15 protein-coding genes are annotated in these 12,975 nt (G+C 36.8%); 6 read left to right on the forward strand and 9 right to left on the reverse strand.

The window, feature by feature from the left end; genetic code table 11:
• The first annotated feature begins 4 nt into the window (after nucleotides 1-4).
• The gene (locus tag BLR27_RS00950; protein WP_090697918.1) at nucleotides 5-886 is read left to right on the forward strand and encodes a Ppx/GppA phosphatase family protein; all 882 of its coding nucleotides are present in this window, start codon (nucleotides 5-7) and stop codon (nucleotides 884-886) included.
• Between the two features lie 12 nt (nucleotides 887-898).
• Here BLR27_RS00950 and BLR27_RS00955 read toward each other — a convergent pair whose 3' ends face one another.
• Nucleotides 899-1,528 carry a phosphatase PAP2-related protein gene (locus BLR27_RS00955; RefSeq protein ID WP_090697923.1) on the reverse strand — a complete coding sequence of 210 codons (630 nt, stop codon included), beginning with the start codon at nucleotides 1,526-1,528 and terminating at the stop codon, nucleotides 899-901.
• A gap of 148 nt (nucleotides 1,529-1,676) precedes the next feature.
• Nucleotides 1,677-2,957: a murein hydrolase activator EnvC family protein gene (locus BLR27_RS00960; protein ID WP_090697926.1), complete on the reverse strand. Its 1,281-nt coding sequence runs from the start codon at nucleotides 2,955-2,957 to the stop codon at nucleotides 1,677-1,679.
• A 144-nt stretch (nucleotides 2,958-3,101) separates the two neighbouring features.
• On the opposite strand from BLR27_RS00960, the gene BLR27_RS00965 reads away from it, so the two are divergent.
• The 4 genes from BLR27_RS00965 to BLR27_RS00980 all read left to right on the forward strand — a co-directional run bounded on the left by BLR27_RS00965 (nucleotide 3,102) and on the right by BLR27_RS00980 (nucleotide 6,444).
• Nucleotides 3,102-4,292, forward strand: a complete 1,191-nt coding sequence (locus tag BLR27_RS00965; RefSeq protein ID WP_090698335.1) for an MFS transporter — start codon at nucleotides 3,102-3,104, stop codon at nucleotides 4,290-4,292.
• Nucleotides 4,282-4,491 carry a DUF3820 family protein gene (locus BLR27_RS00970; RefSeq protein ID WP_090697930.1) on the forward strand — a complete coding sequence of 70 codons (210 nt, stop codon included), beginning with the start codon at nucleotides 4,282-4,284 and terminating at the stop codon, nucleotides 4,489-4,491. The genes BLR27_RS00965 and BLR27_RS00970 overlap by 11 nt, the downstream gene beginning before the upstream one ends.
• Nucleotides 4,492-4,584: 93 nt before the next feature.
• Complete coding sequence (locus tag BLR27_RS00975; protein WP_090697933.1) at nucleotides 4,585-5,985, forward strand: exonuclease domain-containing protein; 1,401 nt, start codon at nucleotides 4,585-4,587, stop codon at nucleotides 5,983-5,985.
• 150 nt (nucleotides 5,986-6,135) lie between these two features.
• Complete coding sequence (locus tag BLR27_RS00980; RefSeq protein ID WP_090698343.1) at nucleotides 6,136-6,444, forward strand: hypothetical protein; 309 nt, start codon at nucleotides 6,136-6,138, stop codon at nucleotides 6,442-6,444.
• A 74-nt stretch (nucleotides 6,445-6,518) separates the two neighbouring features.
• Here BLR27_RS00980 and ppnP read toward each other — a convergent pair whose 3' ends face one another.
• Nucleotides 6,519-6,800, reverse strand: a complete 282-nt coding sequence (ppnP, locus tag BLR27_RS00985; RefSeq protein WP_090697937.1) for a pyrimidine/purine nucleoside phosphorylase — start codon at nucleotides 6,798-6,800, stop codon at nucleotides 6,519-6,521.
• 309 nt (nucleotides 6,801-7,109) lie between these two features.
• Between ppnP and BLR27_RS00990 the strand changes: the two genes are divergently transcribed.
• Nucleotides 7,110-8,138, forward strand: a complete 1,029-nt coding sequence (locus BLR27_RS00990) for a glycosyltransferase family protein (protein ID WP_090697940.1) — start codon at nucleotides 7,110-7,112, stop codon at nucleotides 8,136-8,138.
• 45 nt (nucleotides 8,139-8,183) lie between these two features.
• Here BLR27_RS00990 and BLR27_RS00995 read toward each other — a convergent pair whose 3' ends face one another.
• The 6 genes from BLR27_RS00995 to kdsB all read right to left on the reverse strand — a co-directional run bounded on the left by BLR27_RS00995 (nucleotide 8,184) and on the right by kdsB (nucleotide 12,957).
• Nucleotides 8,184-8,552, reverse strand: coding sequence for a VOC family protein (locus BLR27_RS00995; protein WP_090697944.1), 369 nt, complete (start codon nucleotides 8,550-8,552; stop codon nucleotides 8,184-8,186).
• 59 nt (nucleotides 8,553-8,611) lie between these two features.
• On the reverse strand, nucleotides 8,612-9,484 hold the full coding sequence (gene cysM, locus BLR27_RS01000) for a cysteine synthase CysM (RefSeq protein ID WP_090697948.1): 873 nt from the start codon (nucleotides 9,482-9,484) through the stop codon (nucleotides 8,612-8,614).
• Between the two features lie 2 nt (nucleotides 9,485-9,486).
• Nucleotides 9,487-10,302, reverse strand: a complete 816-nt coding sequence (epsC, locus tag BLR27_RS01005; protein WP_090697952.1) for a serine O-acetyltransferase EpsC — start codon at nucleotides 10,300-10,302, stop codon at nucleotides 9,487-9,489.
• Nucleotides 10,303-10,446: 144 nt separating this feature from the next.
• A complete protein-coding gene (locus BLR27_RS01010) occupies nucleotides 10,447-11,016 on the reverse strand; it encodes a pentapeptide repeat-containing protein (RefSeq protein ID WP_090697955.1) in 570 nt (189 codons plus the stop codon).
• A 32-nt stretch (nucleotides 11,017-11,048) separates the two neighbouring features.
• Nucleotides 11,049-12,140 (reverse strand): serine hydrolase domain-containing protein, encoded by a 1,092-nt coding sequence (locus tag BLR27_RS01015; protein WP_090697960.1) that lies wholly within the window; start codon nucleotides 12,138-12,140, stop codon nucleotides 11,049-11,051.
• A gap of 76 nt (nucleotides 12,141-12,216) precedes the next feature.
• Nucleotides 12,217-12,957, reverse strand: coding sequence for a 3-deoxy-manno-octulosonate cytidylyltransferase (gene kdsB / locus BLR27_RS01020; protein ID WP_090697964.1), 741 nt, complete (start codon nucleotides 12,955-12,957; stop codon nucleotides 12,217-12,219).
• Nucleotides 12,958-12,975 lie beyond the last annotated feature (18 nt).

Genomic DNA, 12,975 nt, shown 5'->3' on the forward strand with positions numbered 1-12,975 from the left:
TACATTGAGATACGCCGCAATAGATATAGGATCGAATGCTGTCAGACTGTTAATAGCTGATATAAAGCAAAATGGTAAAACTTTTTCATTCAAAAAGAATACACTTATCCGTGTGCCCTTACGATTAGGGGATGATGCATTTCTCGATCAGGAAATTTCAGCCAAAAAGATCGAGGAGCTGTTAAAGACTATGGTCGCTTTTCGAAATTTGATCGATGTTTATAAGGTTAGCGATTACATGGCTTGTGCCACTTCGGCTATGCGGGAAGCAGTAAATGGTTCTTCAATAGTTTCTCTGATAAAGTCAGAAGCAGGGATCGATTTAGAGATCGTTGAAGGTCAAAGGGAAGCCAATATCATTTATGCCAGTCATATTGAGGAGAGTTTGGATCGCAAAAAGAACTACTTATACATTGATGTTGGTGGAGGAAGTACAGAACTTTCAGTTTTCAGTAAGGGAGAAATGATTGCCTCACGTTCATTTAACCTTGGTGGGATCAGGATCCTGGATAATCAGGATAAGGATGAAACATGGGCAGAAATGAAGGAATGGGTTAAGCATCAGGCTCAGGCAAATAAAAATCTTTCAGGTATTGGTACTGGAGGGAATATTAACAGGTTATTTAAAATGGCCGACCAAAAGGATGGAACAGCAGTTACTTTTTTGAAACTAAAGTCATTATATGATTACCTTAATTCGTTTTCATTAAAAGACAGGATCAATGTATTGGGGCTTAATCAGGATAGGGCAGACGTAATTATTCCTGCTTCTGAAATTTATCTGAGTGTTATGAAATGGGGTGGTGTAAAGCAAATATTTGTCCCCAGGGTTGGCCTTGTTGATGGAATAATTCAGCTTTTAATAGATAAAAACTTCCCCGAATAGGTAAATGCGGTTTTAAGAAGCAACGATCTTTTTTGAACCTACCCAGATAAAATAAGTGATAACAGGTGCCATAACTACATCCATAGTGTAATGAACGTGCTGCAGAAGCACAGCTATTCCTATTATTATCGTAGCTAATAAAGCCAGAATTTTATCTGTTCTTTTCTTTAGGCATAAGAACATCAGGAACATTGCGGCTGTATGGCCAGAGAAAAACAGGTCTTTAGTTATGAATTTAGGCCCATAGAAATGATTGCTAATTGGATCATGAATGGGAATTAAATCAGCTGGAGCGTTTAGAGGGATAAGGCCAATAGACACGAACCGTGAAAGATTAATTAGGATAAAGCCCCAGAGAAAGGTCAGAAATATATTAGGATCCTGCTTAAATCTGCTGAAAGTTAATAAGGTCATAGACCAGATTACAATGAAAATAAATAAGGATAGGTCATAAGAAGGAAGCCATGCCAGCAAATAATCATTGAAACTGATGCCATTTCTCTGTTCTATTGCCTGATAAAAAAATGGCAGTGATAATAAAATAAAAGAGATTAGGATTAATCCGGTTATACATTTTTTTCTGTAATCAGAAGATTGCCAGTTACTTTTCCATACTCCGACAGCAGCTCTTTGTTCAGACATCTATTATTTTTTTTAAAGCGAGCAAAGGTACAAGTTTAAATTTTTATCAGGAAAATAAATAGTGTAGTTCATGAAATTTAATTAGGATTTGATTGCTAAGAGCGTCTTGTTTCTGATTTTTATTATATAATCAGTAAGTCTATTCTCGCTATAAAATCCAACCGGAAGGATTGACCGGAGTGCCACCTTTCCAAATTTGAAATTGCATTTCTGTCAGACCTTCAGATTGATCTGTTGCAACTGAACCGATAGATTGTCTGGCCTGAACTTCCTGGCCAGCAGCAACACTAACATTTCTAAGCTTCGAATAGATTGAAAAATATTCGCCATGCCTGATGATCACAGTATAGGAGTTTACAAGGAAAATTACCTTGCTCACTTTTCCGCTATAAACTGCAGATACAGTTGCACCCGGTTCAGTTTTTATATTTATCCCGGGGTTGAAAATAGTTACATTATTGTATTTATGCTGGCCAAATCCCTGAGTTATTATTCCTTGTGCAGGTTTTTGTAAACGTCCTCTGCTTCCCATAAATGAAGAAGATAGTTTTGCATCTGCCGGACTTGATGCTAATATTGAGGAACCTTTTGCTTCAATTATTGTTTTCTTCTCCTTTGCAGTTGTCTCTGGAGCCTTTACTTTCGAGATTTTTGCTTTTTCAGCTGCTGCCAGTCGTGCTCGTTCAGCAGCTTTTCGCTGTTCTGCTAAAATTTCCTTCCGGATTGCCGCCTGAATAGCATTATTTAAGGCGGAGGCTTCTTTTTGTTTTTTAGCTAATTGTTGTTGAAGGTTCTTTTGCTGCTTGGTTAAAGTTGTTAGTATTTTGGATTGCTGTATTTTATCTTTACCTAATGTTTGTTTCTCTGAGATCTGATCCATTAATAAGGTGCTTTTTTCCTTTTTATTATGGTCCAGAATTGAAATCTCTTTCTTTAAGGTAACCTGAGTGCTCTGAATATTACTGGCTTGTTTTTTTCTAAATTGTCCTGATTGCTGAATGTATTTTAACCGCATATAGGCTTGATTAAAATCATTGGCGGCAAAAAGGAACATTAACTTATTATAGGCTCCCTGATTTTTGAAAGCAAAAACGACCATTTTTGCATACTCAGACTTAAGTTTTTCTAAATTTGACTGGAGGGATCTAACTTCAGTAGTATTACTGATAATTTTGCTGTCTAGCATTTTTATCTCAGAATTTATTGTGTGAATCTTCTCCTCCCTTAACCTGATCTGGGTGTTTAATAAATTGATTTGATTTAGAGACAGTTTTTTGCTTTTGTCAATTTTGCTTCTGCTTTTCTTCAGCTGTTCAATTTCTTTATTGATCATATCCTTACGCTTTTTCAGAGCTGAACTGCTTTGTGAAAAAGCAGAAGTAACAGTGATCATTAAAGCTAAAAAGATGATGAATTTAAGCAGACGCATATATGTTTATTTTGCGTGGCAAAACTATTAACAATAGATGAAATACTGCCAATATTTCTAATATTAATGTTTAATGCCTTTGCCTGCCTGATTTCAAAAATTTTGGTTGAAATTCTTATTACTTTTGCCGGGCACACGCGATTTATGCCTTCTCCAAAACACCCGATCTATAACCTGCAATTTGCTCTGCTCTGTTTGAGCTCATTCTTATTTTCAGCAAGTTTTAATATGCTTGTCCCGGAATTGCCCGCATATCTCAGCAGTATGGGAGGGGCTGAATACAAAGGTTATATCATAGGTCTTTTTACTATCACTGCCGGAATTGCCAGGCCCTTTAGCGGGAAGCTCACCGACAAGATCGGCCGTGTTCCTGTAATGGCAGTAGGGTCATTGGTTTGTGTTATATGCGGCTTGTTATATCCGCTCCTGACAACAGTTGCTGGTTTTTTATGGCTAAGATTGTTTCATGGCTTTTCTACAGGGTTTAAACCTACAGCGACAGCAGCTTATGTTGCAGACATAGTACCATCGAATAGGTGGGGTGAAGCAATGGGAATTCATGGACTTTGTTTTAGCACCGGTTTAGCAATTGGACCAGCAATTGGAAGTGAATTAACTGAAAGATTTTCTATTAATGCTATGTTTTATTGCTCATCCCTTATTGCCTTGCTTTCTATCATAATCCTCATGAATATGAAGGAGACACTGAAAAAGAAGGAACGTTTTAACTTTTCTATGCTCAAGATGCATCGTAAAGAACTGATCGAATTAAGGGTATTACCAGGCGCTTTTGTGACTTTTCTTTCTTACCTCAGTTATGGGGCAATTCTTACTGTAATATCTGATTGGGGTAGTCATCTGGGTGTTGCAAATAAAGGCCTCTTTTTTATGGTTTTTACCATTTCATCCTTGCTGATTCGCTTTTTGTCTGGTAAAATGTCTGACCGGATTGGTAGGGTCAGGATTATAAAATTATCCTTATTTCTATTGGTCATAGCAATGATCATGATCGCAAGATCAGATTCAGCTCTATACCTTATGTTATCTTCAGCAGTTTATGGGGTTGCAACCGGCATGTTATCTCCTGCAATAACTGCATGGATAGTTGATCTTAGTCATCCTGAATACAGGGGTAAGGCTATCGCAACAATGTACATTGCTTTAGAAGCTGGAATTGGTTTGGGTGCTTTTGTTGCGGGGGCACTATTCATTTCTGATGTCACAATGATACCCCTTACCTTTTATGTGATAGGGGCACTTACTCTGATTGCTTTCCTTTATCTTCAGTTCATATACAAACCTACCGCATTTAAAGAAAAGGCACATGAATCCTGAGATACTGAATGAATTAGTAAGTATTAGTATGCCATACGGCAAATACAAGGGAAGACTTATCTGTGATCTGCCGGAATTTTATCTTGTTTGGTACGAATCCAATGGATTTCCACAAGGTAAGATCGGGATATTGCTGGCAACAATGTATGAAATAAAACTTAACGGATTAGAATATCTGTTGAAGCCATTAAGAAAATAAAATACCCTGAATTCTTGTTTTATTAATTTCAGGCCCTTAATTACTAACAATATTAGCATATTCTATCTATATTTGACTATATAATTACAAAGAATGTACGCGATAGTCGATATTGAAACAACAGGGGGCCATGCCAGTGCAAATGGGATCACTGAGATCGCAATATTAATTCATAATGGGAAGGAAGTAATTGAACAGTTTCGAAGTCTTATCAATCCCGGAATTCCAATACCTATTTATATTCAATCACTTACTGGTATAAATAATGAAATGGTGAGTGTCGCACCCAGGTTTAATGAGGTTGCCAGACAGATTTATGACCTGTTGTACGATAAGATCTTTGTTGCACATAATGTCAATTTTGATTTTTCATTTCTGCATTATCATCTTGCTGCGGCAGGATTTCATTTGCAATCGAAGAAGCTTTGTACCGTTCGTCTGAGTCGTAAGATTATTCCCGGGCTTGCTTCTTATAGCCTTGGACGCCTTTGTACTGAAGTGGGAATAGAGATCTCAGAGAGGCACAGGGCGATGGGAGATGCGGAAGCTACTTCAAAGCTTTTTTCAATGCTGCTTGAAAAGGATATCGATGGCCATATCAATAAAACATTGAATCCCCGATCAAAGGAGCAATCTTTACCTCCACATTTGCCAAAAGAGGATATGGATAAGCTACCACCTGTTTCAGGTATTTACTATTTCCACAATAATAAATCGAAAGTGATTTATGTTGGTAAAGCCAGAAATATTAAAAAAAGGGTTACGAGTCATTTTGCAAATAATAAACCAGGAAAGCAGAAACAGGAATTTTTAAGGGATATACATCATATTAGTTTTCAGGAATGTGGTACCGAATTAATGGCTTTTATTCTGGAAGCTATTGAGATCAAGCGATTATGGCCTGCATATAACCGTTCACTTAAACGATTTGAACATGCCTATGGCTTATATTCATTTGATGATCAGAATGGATATTTGCGTCTGGCCGTTGATAAAAGGAATAAGTTTTCAAAACCAATTTACACTTTTAACAGGATCCTTGATGGTCATGTTCTGATAAAAAGTCTGATCGCTGACTTTAATCTTTGTCCTAAACTTTGCTTTGTTCAGCGCAATAATGAACCCTGCATATCGATCAATGAACAAATATGTAAGAAAGCATGTGAACAGCTGGAAAGTCCTGAAAGTTATAACGAACGGGTACAAAATGCTCTTTCTAATTTAAGATCTGCCTTACCTGGGTTTATGGTAATTGATGATGGCCGTAACCTGGATGAAAGAAGTTGCATATTAATGGAGGAAGGTCAGTTTTATGGTATGGGATATATACCGGCAGATATCATAGATAAAGATACCTCTGATCTAAAAAAACATTTAACCCAATATCCTTCCAATGATTATATAAAAAACCTTATATTTAATTATTCACTTCGATTTCCCCTTAAGATCAGGTCAAAAAGTACATCAATAAGTACAGAAATTCCTGATGTGTAGACAAAACAAGTCGGTATTTAGCCTGATACTTACTGTTTAAGGAATTTAACTCAGTGGAACAATAATTGTTTAAGGTAAGTAGCGATGATTTACCATTCAACCATTTCTAAAATTTATTCTAAAATTTATTTAAACCTTAATTTAATCACAATGAAAAAGAAAATTTACTTGTTAGCTACTGCGTTAATGTTCGTTCTTGCAATGCCATCTGCTATGGCTAAAGATGAAAATGCTAAACCAGCAATGACTGAACGTCAAATTGCGCGTGTTGAAGAGATCACAAGCAGAATTGAAGTGATCAAAAGTATGGATAGATCTGAACTTAGCCGTCAGGAGCGTAAGGATCTTCGTAATGAATTACTTGAAATGAAAAAGGAATTAAAAGCTTCAAATGGTGGTGTTTACCTTTCTGTTGGTGCCATTATCATTATCCTTTTAATATTGATCCTGATATTATAGGATTTTTCAATCAGAAAAAAAACTGCCTTTTTAAAGGCAGTTTTTTTTTGATTAATTACCAGCCAACCTATGCCTTATTTGTATTTGCATAAATAAGATGTCTGTATTCCTGTTCGCACGCTAAACGATTGGTTGGCAGGAACTTCAAAACTCTGACCAGTGGTAAATGTTTCCCATTTGTCTGATCCTGGTAGAAAAGCCTCAAGTTCACCCTCCAGGATATGCATAGTTTCATGCATGGATGTTCCAAATTTATATTCTCCTTTTTCAATAACACCAATTGTTGATTTTCCTTCCTTTGAGTCATACCCAAGAGATTTAACCGCACCATCAAAATATTCGCTTATTATTATCATTTTCTCCTGATTTTTTTAACAAATTTAAAAAAAATATTATTCCTGGTTGTTTCAGACAAGCTTTTTTCAATATTTAAATTCATTTAATCGGTCAAATAAGAAATACGATTTTTTGATTATTTTCAGTAAAAGGAACACAATTTAGAATAGATGATTCAATTTTCATTGAAAGCATATTTTCTGTTTGTCAGAGTTATTTTTCTAATTGGCCTGGGTTTTGTTTTAAACAATATGTTATAGCTGAATTATCCATTTTTCTAATCTGGTCTCGTGGATTTTTAGCAATTTAGTACCATATTATTTTTTTTAATGAATATACTTTATGCCATTCAAGGCACAGGAAACGGACATTTAAGCAGGGCTATGGATATTATTCCATGCCTTCAGCAGCATGGTAATGTCGATATTCTGGTAAGTGGTACTCAGGGAGACCTTAGTTTACCATTTCCTCTAAAGTATAAATTACGCGGACTGAGTTTTATTTTCGGGAAGGCCGGAGGTGTTGATCTTTGGAAAACCTGTGTAAAATCAAACATCCGAAAGTTTGTTCTTGAGATCAAGTCATTACCTGTTGGGAACTATGATCTGGTCATAAATGATTTTGAACCGGTATCAGCCTGGGCATGTTACATGAAAAATATACCCTGCATTGGCTTGAGTCATCAGGCTACGGTGCTGGCAGAAGAGGCACCTAAGGCTGAACATAATGATATGATTGGAAAGCTGATCCTTAAAAATTATGCACCCAATACAGCCCAGTATGGCTTTCATTTTCAGGCCTATGAGAATAATATTTTCACTCCGGTAATCAGAAGGCAAGTTAGAGATCAGATTATCGAGAACAAAGGGCATTATACAGTCTACCTTCCTGCTTATGATGATAAAAGGTTAATTGCTAAGCTTAGTCAGTTTAAAAATGTTTCCTGGGATGTGTTTTCAAAGCACAACAGGAAACAATTCAGTAGTAAGAATGTAACAGTTCAGCCCATACATAATGAAAAATTTATCAGGAGCATGGCACAGTCTGAAGGTGTACTTTGCGGTGCTGGTTTTGAAACACCTGCCGAAGCTTTGTTTATGAAAAAGAAGCTTTTGGTTATTCCAATGAAAAATCAATATGAGCAGCAATTAAATGCAGCTGCATTAAAGGAAATGGGCATTCCTGTTATTAAAAACTTAAATGACAGATATGATATGGTGATCAATAATTGGATAAATTCTACCAGGACAGTTGAAGTAAATTATCCTGATATGACCCGTGAAATTATAGATGAGATCATTGAAAAGCATGGTTATTTGACTCAGATAGTAGATATCAGGAACTTCGGAAATAGTTAGTTGTAATCATTTCCTTCCCAAAGAATCTATGAATGAAAATTCATATTATTCACTAAGCATCACATAGGCACCTGCAGGATCCTGAATAAGGCAGTAAAATCCTTCACCCATTTTCCTCTTTTCGCCGAGAACTTTACCTCCCATTTTTTTGCAAATTTCAAGACTTTTATCCAGGCTTTCAACCACGATATACATGAGCCATTGTGCCGGCAGATCTATATTTGCACCTTTTGCATGGCAGATTCCGGCTATTACCTCATTGTCCTCCGGACTTTTCATTATGAAATCTTCGTATTCACCCATACTCAAGCCTTCTTTTTGCCAGCCTGTTAATTCCTGATAAAATGAACTTATACCTTCTGCATCTTCTACCGTAAGGTCGTGCCATAAGATCCTGCCTGATTTTTTCACCATTATTCTGTTTTTGGATTTTATTTCAATTTAGGAAGAAAAGATTGAATATTATCAGAAGATTACCCGAAAAGATTACTGCTAAGGTATCTGTCGCCACGGTCACAAGCAATAAAAACGATCATACCTTCTTCCAGTTCAGAAGCAAGTCTGATTGCTGCAGAAGCAGCTCCACCGCTACTCATTCCGGCAAAAATACCTTCCATTTTCGCAAGTTTACGACTCATTTCTGTAGCTTCAATTTCAGAGATATCCATGATGCGGTCAACACGGCTAGGTTCAAATATTTTGGGCAGGTATGCTTCCGGCCAGCGACGAATTCCCGGGATAGATGAATCTTCTGTAGGCTGACATCCAACTATCTGAATAGTGGGGCTTTTTTCTTTCAGAAATCTGGAGCAGCCCATTATAGTACCGGTTGTGCCCATAGAGCTAACAAAATGTGTTATTTTTTGTTCAGTATCTCTCCATATTTCAGGGCCGGTAGTTTTATAATGTGCCCAATAATTGTCGGGGTTTGCAAACTGATTGAGTTGGTAGCTTTGACCACTTGCTGCTTTTTCTTCAGCATAGTCGCGGCATAGTTCAATTCCCTCCAGTAAAGTAACCTTTGCACCAAATGCTTCCATTGTCAATGTCCGTTCCCGGGTAGAATTTGATGGCATAACAAGCTCTATTTCAATGCCATATAGGCTTGCTATCATTGCCAATGCAATACCTGTATTGCCACTAGTAGCTTCTATCAGAGAGGTATTTTTATTTATATCTCCGCGTTCAAGAGCGCTTCTGATCATGTTAAGTGCCGCTCTGTCCTTTACACTACCTCCGGGATTATTCCCTTCAAGTTTAGCAAAGATCCTTACTTTCGGATTAGGGTTTAATCGTGTTATCTCTACCAGAGGTGTATTTCCTACAAGATCAATGATACCTGCCATTACTATTTACCTGATTTATTATCACTCGATATTTTCACTTCAGCTGTATTATAAACATATGATCCTGCAGGAATGCTTTTTGTGATCCAGACATTACCTCCAATAGTACTGTCATTCCCAATAATGGTCTCACCACCAAGGATTGTGGCACCAGAATAAACAACTACACGATCACCAATAGTTGGGTGACGTTTTGTGTCAGCCATACTTTTATGCACACTTAATGCCCCTAGTGTTACACCCTGGTACATTTTTACATTCTTTCCAATCTTACAGGTTTCACCAATAACTATTCCTGTACCATGATCGATATGAAAGTACTCATCGATCTGTGCTGCAGGATGTATGTCAATTCCAGTCTTTGAGTGGGCATATTCTGTGAAAATACGTGGCAACAGTGGAATACCTAATTTATATAATGAGTGTGCAAGACGGTAAAATGAGATTGCGTAGAATCCGGGATAAGCTCTTATTACTTCAAATTCGCTTTTAGCTGCCGGATCACCATCGAAAATTGCCTTGATGTCGGTATTTAGAAGCCTGTATATTTCAGGAACTTGTTCAAAAAAATCCCTTGCTAATTTGGCATTATCACAATGAATGCAAGCTTTTGTAGCCTCCATCATTTTGTAAAGTTCGATCTCTAGTTTATTAAATTCGTTTTTTAATTCCTCTAATGAACTTAAAGTGCGTTTGGATTGTTCAGGATAAAGTAATCTGATCAGTTCCAATGCCCACCTTGATATTTCCTTGTTTGATGGGACTGCATCAGCTTCTTGCTGCTTTTTAAAAATATGCCTGAAAAATTCCTCGTTCATCTTAATCTATACCAAAGACTCTATAAATATTTAACAATGCAAGTTTAACGAAAAGAATGTTTTTGCTTTGTAAAAACATTTTGATAAAAAGTTTTACCGGTATCATCGATTTAATACTATCGATTCCGGATTTTATTAAAAAATCTAGCTCTCAATCTCAATGTCGTATTTGTTTAAAAGCCCAATAATACCCTGTATTGAAAATTTAGCCTTTTTAATTCTGTTGATTTCCGGATCAATAGAATAATTGAAAGAAGTTCGGAAATCAACCTTTTCTATGATTGTATTATCAAATGTCGCATTGGTCAAGTCGCAATTGTCAAAAACAGAACCTGATAGGTCACATTCAGTAAAATCAACTTCTTTTAACTGAGAATTTTTGAAAACAGTCTTTTTGATTTTTGTCTTGTAAAATGAAGAATGGTTCAGTTGGCAATTTTCAAATGTAAATGAAAGCCCAAACTCATTGCAGTTTTCAAAATGGAGTCCTAACATTTTACATTCATTAAATTTTGTGTCCCTGAATGCAGTTTTTGTTAATATCGCTAAACTTAAATTAGAACCTATAAATTCGCAGTCACTAAATTTAATTCCGGATAGGTTTGTGCTTGAAAAGTCACACTGTTTGAATACACAATTTTCATATTCTCCTATTTCCAGGGCTTCTTCCTGAAATTTTTTCCTGTCGAATATTTTATCTTCTGTATAACTCATTTTTACTTTCTATCGGTTTCGTTAGAAAGCCATTATCGTGTCAATTGATGTAAACTAAACACCTCCGACGGGCTGTTGATCCCCTCAGTACTTAGTACTTCCAGAATTTTTTTAAATGGCTCAGAATTACCAGCAATATTTGAAAAATAAACAATGGAAGTTTTTTGCCCTGGAATATTTACTGAATAAGTACTGAAACCGCAGGTGCTTCCAGAATGGAATAGTGCTGGATTACCTTTGTCAAAATAGAACCATCCTGGCCCATAATAACTGCCGGTAACCTCTTTAATTGAAAAATTCAGTCGTTTTAATACCGATGGCAGGTCCAATAGAGTTCCCTTCCATAAAGAATGGGTCCACTTTTTATAGTCATCTAAAGAAGTGTAAACTCCACCATCACCTTTTATTGCACTGGTTGTACTTTGGTCATTTGCGTAAAGTTTCATGTTCTTGTCTCTGGCAAATCCAAGGGAGCGATTTGGAATAGCCGCAGTAGCTTCATATACCAGCGACCTTTTCATTTTTAGTGGTTTGAATATTCTTTCCTTCATATACTGAGGGAATGTCTGTCCCGAAACCCGCTCTACGATCAATGCCATCAGGGCATAAGCAGAATTGCTGTATCTGAATTCAGTTCCTGGAATAGAGTATGTTTTTTCCTGTGTCTTTAAAATATTCAGAACATCAATATCCAGCAATGGAGTGCTAATCGTGTTATCCATTACTTCTTCATAATCAATGATGCCGGAGGTATGGGTGATCAAATGACGGATCAGGACCTTGTTGCCGATATTTTGAGGTAGTTCAGGCAAATAGCGGGAAATAGGATCTTCGAATGAAAGCTTTTTATCTTGTTCCAGCAGAAGGACACACATGGCTGTAAATTGCTTGGAAACAGAAGCAAGTCGAAAATTTGTATTAGGTCCTATTGTCTTTTTATTTTCAGTATCTGCCATACCAAAGCCTTTATTATAAATGGTCTTACCGTTTGCTTCAACATAAAGTGCAAGTCCGGGTTCACCTTGCTGAATACTGCTGTTTATGACTGAATCAAGTCGTTTTTCAAGTTGAGCAAAGGCAGTATGAGATATCATTATGCTAAAAAAGAGGAGGATATATTTCATGTTTTATTTTAGTAAATCCAATTTTTAAAATATTTGATGAACGGTATTTTCAATGTGCTGGCACAAATCAGAAAAATCAGAATTTAAGGAGTGCCAATAATTTAATCAGATCCTCCGGTGTATCAATAGCCTGACTTTCTTTGTCTGTTATCTTGGTCTGAATGGAGTACCCATTCTCTATCCATCGCAACTGCTCCAGCCCCTCTGCTATTTCAAGACTTGAGACTGGTAACTTGTTGATTTTGGCAAGTGTTTGACTTCTAAACGCATAAATACCAATGTGTTTATAAAAAGTATGCTCATTTAACCAAATGTCACTTTTTTTGCCTCTGAGGAATGGTATTGTGCTTCGGCTAAAATAGATTGCCTCCTGTTTTTTATTGAGAATTACCTTTGGCGTATTTTCGTTGAATAGTTCCTCCTTTGTTTGGATTCTTTTAACCAGAGTTGCGATGTGAGTATTTATGTTGTCAAAACAGGAGCAAAGCAGATCGATCTGTAGTGGATCGATCATTGGCTCATCTCCCTGAATATTGATCAGGATATCAAATTCTGAATATTTTTCTGCAACTTCTCCGCAACGATCAGTGCCACTGGCATGTTTCGCTGAAGTCATTACTCCTTCAGCTCCGAAGGTTTTTAAATGATCCAAAATACGCTGATCGTCTGTTGCCACAATTACCTTGTCGAGTCGGGTAGATTTTTGGCATTGATCATAAACCCTTTGGATCATGCTTTTTCCGGCAATATCTATCAGGGGTTTACCAGGAAAGCGGCTGGATTCATAGCGGGCCGGGATAATTCCGAGTATCTTCATCGGCTTATGAAATTATCA

Source organism: Daejeonella rubra, assembly GCF_900103545.1.
Lineage (GTDB): Bacteria > Bacteroidota > Bacteroidia > Sphingobacteriales > Sphingobacteriaceae > Daejeonella > Daejeonella rubra.

Bases quoted from the DNA above. Each gene is read 5' to 3' on its own strand.
- BLR27_RS00955 (WP_090697923.1), bottom strand. From the start codon at position 1,528: ATGTCTGAACAAAGAGCTGCTGTCGGAGTATGGAAAAGTAACTGGCAA.
- BLR27_RS00960 (WP_090697926.1), bottom strand. From the start codon at position 2,957: ATGCGTCTGCTTAAATTCATCATCTTTTTAGCTTTAATGATCACTGTT.
- BLR27_RS00965 (WP_090698335.1), top strand. From the start codon at position 3,102: ATGCCTTCTCCAAAACACCCGATCTATAACCTGCAATTTGCTCTGCTC.
- BLR27_RS00970 (WP_090697930.1), top strand. From the start codon at position 4,282: ATGAATCCTGAGATACTGAATGAATTAGTAAGTATTAGTATGCCATAC.
- BLR27_RS00975 (WP_090697933.1), top strand. From the start codon at position 4,585: ATGTACGCGATAGTCGATATTGAAACAACAGGGGGCCATGCCAGTGCA.
- BLR27_RS00980 (WP_090698343.1), top strand. From the start codon at position 6,136: ATGAAAAAGAAAATTTACTTGTTAGCTACTGCGTTAATGTTCGTTCTT.
- ppnP (WP_090697937.1), bottom strand. From the start codon at position 6,800: ATGATAATAATAAGCGAATATTTTGATGGTGCGGTTAAATCTCTTGGG.
- BLR27_RS00990 (WP_090697940.1), top strand. From the start codon at position 7,110: ATGAATATACTTTATGCCATTCAAGGCACAGGAAACGGACATTTAAGC.
- BLR27_RS00995 (WP_090697944.1), bottom strand. From the start codon at position 8,552: ATGGTGAAAAAATCAGGCAGGATCTTATGGCACGACCTTACGGTAGAA.
- cysM (WP_090697948.1), bottom strand. From the start codon at position 9,484: ATGGCAGGTATCATTGATCTTGTAGGAAATACACCTCTGGTAGAGATA.
- epsC (WP_090697952.1), bottom strand. From the start codon at position 10,302: ATGAACGAGGAATTTTTCAGGCATATTTTTAAAAAGCAGCAAGAAGCT.
- BLR27_RS01010 (WP_090697955.1), bottom strand. From the start codon at position 11,016: ATGAGTTATACAGAAGATAAAATATTCGACAGGAAAAAATTTCAGGAA.
- BLR27_RS01015 (WP_090697960.1), bottom strand. From the start codon at position 12,140: ATGAAATATATCCTCCTCTTTTTTAGCATAATGATATCTCATACTGCC.
- kdsB (WP_090697964.1), bottom strand. From the start codon at position 12,957: ATGAAGATACTCGGAATTATCCCGGCCCGCTATGAATCCAGCCGCTTT.